9 protein-coding genes are annotated in these 10,870 nt (G+C 64.8%); 5 read left to right on the top strand and 4 right to left on the bottom strand.

Annotated features, from left to right (window positions below; translation table 11 throughout):
* Window positions 1-307: 307 nt before the first annotated feature.
* On the top strand, window positions 308-1,357 hold the full coding sequence (locus FHT08_RS18665; RefSeq protein ID WP_166776308.1) for a Gfo/Idh/MocA family oxidoreductase: 1,050 nt from the start codon (window positions 308-310) through the stop codon (window positions 1,355-1,357).
* Window positions 1,358-1,549: 192 nt separating this feature from the next.
* Here the strand turns inward: FHT08_RS18665 and FHT08_RS18660 are convergent, their stop codons facing one another.
* Both FHT08_RS18660 and FHT08_RS18655 read right to left on the bottom strand, forming a co-directional pair.
* Window positions 1,550-3,808, bottom strand: a complete 2,259-nt coding sequence (locus tag FHT08_RS18660) for a methyl-accepting chemotaxis protein (protein ID WP_166776306.1) — start codon at window positions 3,806-3,808, stop codon at window positions 1,550-1,552.
* Window positions 3,809-4,133: 325 nt separating this feature from the next.
* Window positions 4,134-5,066 carry a LysR family transcriptional regulator gene (locus FHT08_RS18655; protein ID WP_208409147.1) on the bottom strand — a complete coding sequence of 311 codons (933 nt, stop codon included), beginning with the start codon at window positions 5,064-5,066 and terminating at the stop codon, window positions 4,134-4,136.
* Between the two features lie 172 nt (window positions 5,067-5,238).
* Between FHT08_RS18655 and FHT08_RS18650 the strand changes: the two genes are divergently transcribed.
* The 3 genes from FHT08_RS18650 (at window position 5,239) to FHT08_RS18640 (ending at window position 8,088) form a co-directional block, all read left to right on the top strand.
* Window positions 5,239-6,360: a serine hydrolase domain-containing protein gene (locus FHT08_RS18650; protein WP_343204166.1), complete on the top strand. Its 1,122-nt coding sequence runs from the start codon at window positions 5,239-5,241 to the stop codon at window positions 6,358-6,360.
* Window positions 6,357-7,553: an MFS transporter gene (locus FHT08_RS18645; RefSeq protein ID WP_343204165.1), complete on the top strand. Its 1,197-nt coding sequence runs from the start codon at window positions 6,357-6,359 to the stop codon at window positions 7,551-7,553. The genes FHT08_RS18650 and FHT08_RS18645 overlap by 4 nt, the downstream gene beginning before the upstream one ends.
* A 226-nt stretch (window positions 7,554-7,779) precedes the next feature.
* Window positions 7,780-8,088, top strand: a complete 309-nt coding sequence (locus FHT08_RS18640; RefSeq protein WP_166776454.1) for a hypothetical protein — start codon at window positions 7,780-7,782, stop codon at window positions 8,086-8,088.
* A 141-nt stretch (window positions 8,089-8,229) separates the two neighbouring features.
* Here the strand turns inward: FHT08_RS18640 and FHT08_RS18635 are convergent, their stop codons facing one another.
* Both FHT08_RS18635 and FHT08_RS18630 read right to left on the bottom strand, forming a co-directional pair.
* Entirely contained in the window at window positions 8,230-8,676 is a 447-nt protein-coding gene (locus FHT08_RS18635; RefSeq protein WP_208409139.1) for a GNAT family N-acetyltransferase, read from the bottom strand.
* Window positions 8,677-8,808: 132 nt separating this feature from the next.
* Window positions 8,809-9,678 (bottom strand): NmrA/HSCARG family protein, encoded by an 870-nt coding sequence (locus FHT08_RS18630; protein WP_166776300.1) that lies wholly within the window; start codon window positions 9,676-9,678, stop codon window positions 8,809-8,811.
* A 141-nt stretch (window positions 9,679-9,819) separates the two neighbouring features.
* Here FHT08_RS18630 and FHT08_RS18625 point away from each other — a divergent pair, with 141 nt between their 5' ends.
* A complete protein-coding gene (locus tag FHT08_RS18625) occupies window positions 9,820-10,695 on the top strand; it encodes a LysR family transcriptional regulator (protein ID WP_166776450.1) in 876 nt (291 codons plus the stop codon).
* Window positions 10,696-10,870: the final 175 nt, after the last annotated feature.

Here is a 10,870-nt window from a genome sequence, read left to right as displayed (position 1 = left end):
GCACGGTGCATGGCGTGTGACGCGTCAGGCGGGCAAAGCGGACAGAAGTGCACGCGCATTGCGGACACCAGGGTGCCGATCGTGGCGCGGCCGGATGGCCCATGTCGCCCTCCGCAGCCATGCCGATGCGCCGGAGCTTCTGCGTGCGTACTCTAAGCGCGTCTTCGGCTGCGCCGTAGAAAGGGCTGCACGCCGAGCCTGCCGCGATCCACCCGAACCGTTCTATAGGCTGCGCAAGCTGGCATCATCAGGAACGCCATTCCCGCTTTGCTAGGATGCGCGCACATGCTACCCAGGAGGCAAGCGCATGGCGCCAACCGTGTTTCCCGAGCCCGAGCTGTTTCTGCCGGGGCGCGGCGAGCCGTCGTTGCGATGGGGTGTACTTGGGCCTGGATCGATCGCCTCCGCGTTCGTGAGCGCATTGCGCAGCCATACCAGGCAACAGCCGTTCGCAGTGGCTTCGCGTACGCGTGCGCATGCCGAAGCCTTTGCAGGCACTTGGGCGATGCAGCGCGCCTATGGCAGCTACGAGGCGCTGGTCGAGGACCGCGATGTCGATATCGTCTATATCGCCACACCGCACAGCGCACATCTGCAGCAGGGCCTGCTGGCACTGCGCGCGGGCAAACATGTGCTGATCGAAAAGCCCATGACCACGCGCGCCGACGACGCGCGCGTGCTGGTACAGGAAGCGCGGCAGCGCGGTCTGTTCCTGATGGAGGCCATGTGGAGCCGCTACCTGCCGCATACCTCGGTGCTGCGGCGACTGCTGGCCGATGGCGTGCTGGGCGAGCTTCGCCATGTATTTGCCGATCTGAGTCAACGTGGCCCTGACGATGCGGCGCACCGCCAGCGCAATCCCGCGCTCGGCGGTGGCGCGCTGCTCGATCTGGGCGTGTATACGGTGCAGTTTTCCTCGATGATCCTGGGCGCGCCAACCGCGATCGCGACGACCGGCGCGCTGACCGACACCGGCGTGGATGCGTTTTCGACCATGGTGCTGTCGCATGGCGGCACCGCGCAATCCACCCTGATCAGTTCTATCGTGGCCCGCAGCAGCTCCCTGGCCTATGTCACCGGCGGCCGGGGCCGCATCGATCTGGCTGGCGAATTCCACAATCCGACCGCGCTGAGCCTGGTCGGCAACGACAATGCCGGCACGCCCGCAGTGTGGACGGATCCAACCGGCATCAGCGGCTACGCGGGCCTGTCGTGGCAAGCGACAGCCGCCGCGCGTTATATCGGGGAAGGGCGCAAGGAATCTCCGCTCCATCCACTTGATGAAGTGATCCAGATCATGACCACTCTGGATACGGCGCGGGCGCAGCTGGATACGGCGCGGGCGCAGCTGGGCTAGCGGGCAGGGTGCCTGCAATCTGCCAAGGCGCGTCGACGGACAATGCAGCGCCCGATAGTCAGTCAGAGGCACGCAGTACGTTCGCTCGCACATCCAGTGACAGATCGCTTTGGCGCGCGGGTCAACTGCAGAGTCCATCGCTTCTCAAAAGCAAACGGCCCGGACTAGCCGGGCCGTTTGCGATGCGGGAGATCAGAACTCCTGCCAGTCGGCTGCATCGTGCGAAGCGCCTGCGGCCACCGCCCGGTTCGTTGCAGGTGCCTGGGGTAGCGGGCGTTTGACCGCGACAGGTCGGCCCGCAATCTGGCTGAGCCTTGCTGCAACCGGCGTTGCCGAACGCGTGGGGTGCGTGCTGCCCTCGCTGATCTTGAACACCGACACTGCCTGCGTCAGCTGCACGGCCTGTTCTTCCATCGAGCGTGCAGCGGCAGTGGCTTCTTCCACCAGCGCTGCGTTTTGCTGCGTGGTTTCGTCCATCTGCGTCACGGTGGTATTGACCTGTTCGATGCCGGCCGACTGTTCCTGCGATGCCGCAGAAATCTCGCCCATGATGTCGGTCACGCGCTGCACGCTGGCCACGATCTCGGCCATCGTGGAACCCGCCGTATGCACCAGCGTCGAGCCTTCGGCGACCCGCTCGACCGAATCGTCGATCAGGCTCTTGATCTCCTTCGCCGCAGCGGTGGAGCGTTGGGCGAGAGTGCGAACTTCCGACGCGACCACCGCAAAGCCGCGGCCTTGTTCGCCGGCACGTGCCGCTTCCACTGCCGCGTTCAAGGCCAGGATGTTGGTCTGGAACGAGATCCCGTCGATGACGGAGATGATGTCGGCGATCTTCTTGGACGAGGCTTCGATACCGGCCATGGTGCCCACGACCTTGCTCACGATCTCGCCGCCTTGCGATGCCACACCCGCCGCACCGATCGCCAACTGATTGGCTTGACGGGCGTGTTCGGCATTCTGGCGCACGGTGGAGGTCAGCTCTTCCATCGACGCGGCGGTTTCTTCCAGATTGGCGGCCTGCTGCTCGGTACGCTGCGACAGGTCCTGATTGCCTGCAGCGATTTCGCTGGCTGCAGAATTGATCGATACCGCCGAGTGCTGGATGCGGCCGACGATCTCTGCCAGCTGCGCGGCAGTGGCGTTGGCGTCGTCACGCATCTGCGCGAACACGCCTTTGAACTCGCCAGTCATCCGCGCGGTGAGATCGCCTGCGGCGATGGATTGCAGCAGCGACGACAACGATTGCAGGTTGCCGTCGGCAGTGGCCATGAGCTGGTTGAGGCTATCGACCATCACAAGAAAATCGTACTGGAAACGCTCGGCATCGCCGCGTGCGCTGAAGTCGCCATTGGCTGCGGATTGCGCCAGTTGCTTGATCTCGCGGTTCATTGCAGACAGGTTGGCCTTGACCTCGTCCATGGTTTGCGTGAGCACGGCCTTCTCGCCGGGCAGGCGGTCCATGCTCTCGCTGAGGTCGCCGATGGCGTAGCGCCCCATGATACGTGCCAGGTTGGTCTGCACCGCCAGATGCGATGCCACCAGCGTATTGATGTCCTCGGCCATGCGGGCATAGTCGCCAGGAAACGCCGTAGCATCGATGCGGAAACTGGTCTGGCCATCATCATGGCGCCTGGCCATGTCGCTCTGCGCGTCGAGCAAGGATTGCAGCTGCCTCTGCATGCCGCGCATGGCGCGCAGCAGACGGCCGGTTTCATCCTTGGCATCACTTTCCACGTCGTTGTCCAGCCGGCCGTTGGCAATCGCCTCGGCCACCCGGGTCGCGCGTGCGAGCGGTTGGGTCAGGCTGCGGGTGATGAGCCAGGCAAGCAAGCTGCTGATCACCACCACGGCAATGCCGCCGGAGATGATCAGCAGCTTGCCCCGATTCATCGACGCCACTGCATCGGCATAGGCTTGCTGGCTCTGACCTTCCTGACGCGCCACCAGTTCGCGGATCTTGTCCTGCCATGCCATCGTCGCCGGGCGCGCCTTTTCACTGAGCAAGGTCTGCGCCGGCGCATTCTCGTTTTGAGCGGCGAGTGCCATGACCTGCTCGTTGATCTTGCTTGAGATTGCGCGTCGCTCGTCCATCTCGGCGCGAATCTGGCGGCCTTCTTCGGAGCTGGATAACGTATCGAGCTTGGCACGCAGCTCGTTATAGCGCTGACGCTGCGCCTTGATGGTAGTGAGCGCTTCGTTGTTGAGTTCATCGCTGGTGGCCATGGCATAGGTGCCCAGTGCGATGAGGAGAGATGAGTTGGCATCCAGCATGCCGTTGCCGATCTGGATCTTGGCCATGCGATCGAGCACGATGAAATCCAATTGCTGTCTTGCGTTGGCCAGCGTGACCAGGCCGGTCGCCACCAGCAGGCTCGACAGCAGAATCAGGATGCTGAAGGCGAGGCCGAGACGGCGCCCGACGTTATAGCGTTGCAAATAGGAACTCATGCGGGTCGTCCTCATGTCCAGTGGGTAGCACCGGCTGGCAGGCCGCACGATGTTCGCGTGAATGCCTCGGCAACGTGATAACGACGCCGGGGTCGGAAACTTAAACAGCCCGCTTCGGGCTACGTTTAGCTCGCTGTTTCGTTCACGCAGGTCAGGAAAAAACCGACTGGCCGCGCAGTGGCGATTAACGTGATAGTGCTGATGTTGTGTGCGTCGGCATGGCCCTTGGCTCATGGTCACGCAACCCATCCGAGATCCGGTCCCCTGGTTCACCGCGCTCCGCACAGCGCGCAGGGCACCATTCACTGCAGTGTCGGTGCGCGTCTCATTGCCTGGCTCGCTTGCGCGGCGTGTCTGCGTTGTCGGGGAACACGCGGCAGCAGAGAAAGTCGACAAACGCGCGCACCTTCGGTGACGGATGCTTGCTTGCGGGCCACAGTACATTGAATACGCCTGTCCGCTCGACGTGATCCGCCAGCACCGGCAGCAGGCGTCCGTCTGCAAGCAGATCACCAATGGCAAAGTCCGGCAGGCAGGCGATGCCCAGCCCCTGTGTCGCGAAATGCACCCGGGTCTCGATGTTGTTGCAGATCATCGCAGTGGGCAGCACCAGTTCGGTGTCATGACGTCGCATGCGCAGCGGCCAGGTTTCCAGCTTTCCCGAGTTTGGAGAGCGGTAGTGCAGGCAGACATGCTGCAGCAGATCGCCGGGCACGCGCGGCACCCCACGTTGCGCCAGATAGTGAGGCGAGGCGACCAGCATCATCTGGAAGCGGCCAAGGCGCCTTGCCGACAGGCGCGAATCGCTGGGCTTGCCGGTGCGCACCACCGCGTCAAAGCCGTCCTCGATCACATCGACCATGCGTTCGCTGAAATCGAGGTCCAGTTCGATCTCGGGGTGCTGCCGCATGAATTCGGCGAGCACCGGCAGCATCAGCGAGCTAACCAGCGGCAGGCTGACGCGCAGGCGTCCACGCGGTGTCGCGGTCGCTTGCGACAGCTCCAATTCCGCAGCCTCGATCTCGGCAAGGATGCGGCGGCTGCGCTCCAGAAGCAGCACGCCTTCGGCAGTCAGCGTGACGCTGCGCGTACTGCGATGGAAGAGACGCACGCCTAGCTTTTCTTCCAGCCGCGCCACGCGTTTGCCGACCGCCGATGCGGAGACGCCCAGCTGCCGGCCCGCTGCCACGAAGCTGCGCGTTTCGGCGACCTGCACGAACACCACGAACCCGCTGAGACTGTCCACTGCATCCCTCATTGCGGACATCAGCGTCCGCACAATCAGGAACTGTACCCCGGTTTTTCTGCAGTCAAAGGCTGTCTAACCTGCACGGATCAGTCACCGGTAATGCACTCCCATGAGCACGCCTCCATCATCGCGGCATCCGGACCTGGGCACTTCCGTGTCATCCAATCGAATCGAGGCTGTCGTGCAGCATGCACTGGACGATCAGCGTCTGGTCGGGGCGGTGGTGCTGGTTGCACGCAACGGCGAGCTGGTGCATCGCCAGGCGGCCGGCTGGGCGGACCGGGAAAGCCGCCGTGCGATGCGCGTGGATGCGCTGTTTCGTCTTGCCTCGGTCAGCAAGCCCATCGTGTCGACGGCTGCGTTGGTAATGGTCGCGCAAGGTCGCCTGGACCTCGACGCGGACATCGCGCGTTGGTTGCCCGACTTCCAGCCACGGCTGGCCGATGGCCGCCGCGCGCGCATGACCGCGCGGCAGTTGCTGAGCCATACCGCCGGGCTGGGCTACCGTTTCCTCGAGCCCGACGCAAACGGGCCTTATGCCTTGGCCGGCGTGTCCGACGGTATGGATGCCTCCGGCGTCAGCCTGGAGGAAAACCTGCGCCGTATCGCCAGCGTGCCCTTGCTCTATGTTCCAGGCACGGCCTGGGGCTACTCGCTGGCCAGCGACGTGCTGGGTGCATTGATCGAGCGGGTGCTCGATGCCCCGTTGAACGAGGCGGTGCGCACCCTGGTCACCGGACCACTCGCAATGTCGGACACCGACTTTTCCACCTCCGATGTGGCGCGGATGACCACCGCATACGTCAGTGATCGGCCGCGGCCGCATCGCCTGGAGGAAGGAGAAACCGTCTCCGCCTTCGAGGGTGCAGTCGGCATCGCCTACAGCCCGGCGCGTGGTTTCGATCCGGGTGCGTTTGCTTCCGGTGGGGCGGGCATGGTGGGGACCGCCGGTGACTTCCTGCGGCTGCTGGAAGCCTTGCGCACCGGTGGCGGCCGATTGCTGCCTGACAGGCTGATCCAGGAGGCGGCGCGCGACCACACGGGTGGCGCCGCCCTGCCGGATCTTCCCGGGCTTGGCTTCGGGCTGGGTTTCTCGGTCTTGCGTGACCCCGCGCTTGCCGCATCGCCCGAGTCCGCAGGGACTTGGCGTTGGGGTGGAGCCTACGGTCATTCCTGGTGCGTGGACCGAGCGGCAGGATTGAGTGTGGTCGCCTTCACCAATACGCTCTACGAAGGCATGTCGGGCCGCTTCGTCACCGATCTGCGTGATGCGGTGTATGCCGCAGTGAGGGCAGGGCAGTGAGGTCGCCTCGTAACGATCGTCTGCCGCTGGCATCACTGCTGGCACTGGCCATGGCGGCGTTCATCACCATCCTCACCGAAGCGCTGCCCGCAGGCTTGCTGCCGCAGATGGCAAACGGCTTGCGGGTCTCCGAAGCCTGGGTGGGGCAGACGGTGACGATCTATGCGATCGGCTCGTTGATGGCCGCGATCCCCCTGACCGTCGCCACACAGGGCGTTGCTCGCCGTCCGCTGTTGCTGGCCGCCATCGCCGGCTTCGCCATCGCCAATACGGTCACCACCGTGTCCACCAGCTATGCACTGACGATGCTGGCACGCTTTCTGGCCGGCGTCTCGGCCGGGCTGCTGTGGGCGCTGCTGGCGGGTTATGCCGCGCGGCTGGTACCGGCACATCAGAAGGGGCGTGCCATTGCGGTGGCAATGGTCGGCACACCATTGGCACTGTCGCTGGGCGTGCCTGCTGGCGCGTTTCTCGGCACATTGGTGGACTGGCGTGTGTGCTTCGGCATCCTGAGTATGCTGGCCCTGCTGCTGATGGTCTGGGTGCGCCTGCAGCTGGCAGATTTTGCAGGCCAGCCCAAAGGCGGGCAGCAACGTCTCGGGAGCGTGTTGATGCTGCCCGGCATCCGGTCGGTGCTGGTGGTCGTGCTGGCCTTCGTGCTGGCGCACAACATGCTCTACACCTACATCGCCGCGTTTCTGGCGCAAGCCGGCATGGCAGGCCGTATCGACCTGGTGTTGCTGGTATTCGGCGGCGCGTCCGTGCTCGGCATCTGGTTGGTGGGCGTTCTGATCGACCGCCATCTGCGCGTGCTGACGCTGAGCAGCACGGCGCTGTTCGGCGCTGCGGCATTGGCGCTGGGCCTGGCCGGCGACATGCCGGCCATCGTCTACGCAGCGGTCGGGGCGTGGGGGCTGGCCTTCGGCGGCAGCGCGACTCTGTTCCAGACGGCGCTGGTCACTTCGGCCGGTGCCGATGCCGATGTCGCCCAATCGATGCTGGTCACCGCCTGGAATACCGCCATTGCCGGTGGCGGTCTTGTGGGCGGCATCCTGCTCGACCAGTTCGGCGTGCGTGCGTTTGCGCCCGTCCTGCTGGTGCTGCTTGGTGCCACGCTGGCGGTGGCATGGGCCGCCAAACGGCAAGGCTTTGCCGCATCGCGCGGCACTGCCGCAGTCGGCAGGCAAGCCTGAGCATCGCCGCATGGATGGCGCTGGTGCGGCCGAAACGGCCTCAGGTTCCCCCCACCGCGGCCACACCGGGCGTCAGTGCGATGACGGTGCGGACACCGAGCCGTTGGCGGGCCACTCCTCCCATGCCCGAGCCGAAGCGCCGGCACCGCGCCGCCGCTCCGAGGCGATGTCGCAGGCCATCGCCAACTCACTCCGCCACCACGCCTCAGGCGTGATCATGTTCGCCATGAACAGCAGTCACCAGATCACCGCGCGAACGATCACGGTCACTCCGGCAGGCACAGCATCTGCCGGCAGCGAGGTCGTTGTGCAGTTGTCGGCCAGCCCGGATCCGCGCTGGCAGGCTTGTTTCCATTTCGTCGTGCAAGGCCGCGACGGTTTCTTCCTACAGGGCAGGCCGGTGTTCGACAACACAAGCCTTCACGGGGTGCTGCAGGCGGGGCAAGCCGAGGCCTTCCGCCAGGAGTTGCCGGACCTGCTGGTATCGGCGAGCGTGCTTGCGCGTGCCCAGGTCAAAAAGGACGCAGCGCGCTAGGGATGCTGCATCGCTCGTAGGAAGTGCCCATAGAGTAGTGTCCGATAGGCGCGCTCGGTGACCAGCCTGAAAAAGCGGCGTTATGGCAAGGCTCGGTGTCTGCAAGACTGCTCGGGCGTCGGTCCGCGGTGGACAAGGCCGCTACCTTGCCTGCCGGGCGCGGCCTGCACGCGGCACACAGGACGACAGATCGAGCGCCATGTCCCACCGCTCCAGCCCGGGCGCATAGCCATCCACCGTCACGTGTTGCACGACAAAGCCGAAGCGGGCATAGAACTGCCGGGTGTGTTGACTCGTATCCAGTATGACGCGCCGGACAGCCGGCATCTGACGCAATGCGTCGAGCCGGGCCAGGAGCAACTGCGTCCCCAGGCCGCAACGGTGCAGGCGCGGGTGGACCATGCCCCAGCACAAGCTCGCCGTTGTGCCATCGGCGCCGATCGCGTAGCCGGCGCAACCAGCGATGGCGTGGTCGCGCTCGAGCAGCTGGTAGTGCCACGCCGCGGCGTGATGGGTCAGGAAGCCGGCGAAGTCGGCACGCTCCCCGGCACTGAAGAACGCCGGCACATTTGCATCGAACAGCGCCATGCACCCATCGAAGTCCTGAGATTGATACCGCCGAATCCTGTCCATCTGCATAGTCTGCCTCAGGCGCGCAGGTGCCATGCAGCGGCATGACAACCTGCGCCGTAATCGCCGCGCCTGTCGCGCCAGCTGCGCTCAGGCCCGGGCTGTCGCCTCGCGCACGAAGTCTTCGTAGGTGCGCAGCGGACGTCCCAGCATGGCCTGCAGTTTTTCCACCGTGCCATCGGTCGCCCGCATGCCGTATGTCTGGATGCCGGCCATCATCAGGCGCATGTCGTAGGCCAGCCAGGATGGGCCATGGGCAGCCATCTGCGCTTCGAAAGCGGCCAGGTCATCGCCCGCGTAGGCGATCTCGCGTCCAAGCACCGTACTCCAGACCTTCGTGGCGGAGCTACCCGTCACCGCATGCGGGCCAACCAGTTCGAGCGTGACACGCTCAAGTGCGGCGGGCGCGCGGTCGCGTCGCAGCAACTCGGCAACCGCGATGTCTGCGATATCACGCGCATCGATCATCCCCACACCTGTCGAACCGATCGGCATCGGGTAGACAGCGTACTGTTGAATCGTCTGCTGGATCATCGCCTCGTTCTGCATGAAATACGCCGGGCGCAGAATCGTTGCAGCAATGTCGCAGCTTTCGATCATGCGCTCGACCGTGTGCTTGCCGGTAAAGTGCGGCACGTTGGTGAACTTGTCGGCATGGATCACCGACAGGTACACGACGCGTTCGATCCCTGCTTCTTTGGCAAGGTTCAGCGCGATCAGCGCCTGCGTCACTTCGTCGGGAGTGACCGCATTCAACAGGAACAGGGTGCGCACCGACGCCAGCGCGGCACGCATCGACGCGACGTCGGTGAGGTCGGCAACCACTTCGGTGACGCCGGCCGGGAAGGCGCGCTTGCCGGGTTGGCGCACCAGTGCCCTGACCTCGGCGCCTGCGTCGGCCAGGCCCTGGGTGATGAGGGAACCGATGGTGCCGGTGGCACCGGTAACGAGAATGCTCATGTGAATCTCCTGCTGTGGATGGAAGGGCGTCAGCGCGACACCTGCGCCACAACTGACGTTGCGGTGACGAGACGATAGGCCGTTGCATGGCTAATACGAAGACGCCAAGATGTAGACGCCTGGTTTCAAATGTGGAACACCATGGATCTCAATGCATTGATCGACTTCGCCCTGGTCGCAGCGAACCAGGGCCTGGGAAAGGCAAGCCGTGCCAGTGGCAGATCGAAGGCGACCTTGTCGCGCCGCATCGCCGAGCTGGAGGAGCAGCTGGGAGTGCGACTGGTCGAGCGCAGCGCACGTGGCCTCAGGCTTACCAACGCCGGGCAGCTGCTGATGGACCGCACCGAAGTGCCGTTGAGCGAGGTGGCCGAGGCCATGGCAGCTGCACGCGAGGGGCTCTCGAGCCCACGCGGACGCTTGCGTGTGGCATCGCCGGTGCTGTTCTCGCAACTGGCGATGGGACGCATCGGCGCAGAGTTCTGCGCGGCCTATCCGGAGATCACGCTCGAGGTGGTGGCAGAAGACCGCACGGTCGATCTGGTGGAAGAGCAGTTCGATGTGGCCATCCGGATCAACCCCAGCCCGGACAGCAGCCTGGTCGGGCGCTGTTTTGCCAGGGATCGGCTGGTTGTGGTGGCCGCACCCGGCATCGCCATGCCAACCGCCAACGCGGTCGCACCGATTTCCGCGGTGGTGACGTCGAGCTTCCAACCGACGACATGGACGCTCGATGACGGACGCCTGATCCTGGAACCCATTCCAAGACTGCGGTTTTCCTCGTTTTTGATGGTCCGCGACGCAGCGATTGCAGGCGGTGGCGTTGCGCTTCTTCCGCAGTCGATCGCATGGAACCAGCTCGCGCGCGGCGAACTGGTGCAATGGGGCACGATCGCTGGCGTGGAACCGGCGCTGTGGGTGCTGCACACGTCCAGGCGTCTGGCTGCGCCGAAGGTGCGCGCGTTCGTGGACTTCATGGGCGACAGGTATCCGGATGGGTCGCTTGTGTTGACGGGGTAGGGCGCTGGATTCTGCGGGTGCGGGCCAGCCTGCGTAGCGGCCAGCTGACGCACTATCGCCCGCGAAGATCCGCCGCAGAGTTCCAGGCGCAGCTGCTAACGCACTCGATCGATAGACTGGTCGACGCACCGCTGATAAGTGCAGGTGCGCGTCCTCAAATACGGCCTGGGGAACG

This window comes from Xanthomonas sp. CFBP 8151, assembly GCF_011761885.1.
GTDB classification, from domain to species: Bacteria; Pseudomonadota; Gammaproteobacteria; order Xanthomonadales; family Xanthomonadaceae; genus Xanthomonas; species Xanthomonas arboricola_B.
Note: the sequence above shows the minus strand (reverse complement) of the source record. Positions and strands in the feature narration are given on the sequence as shown.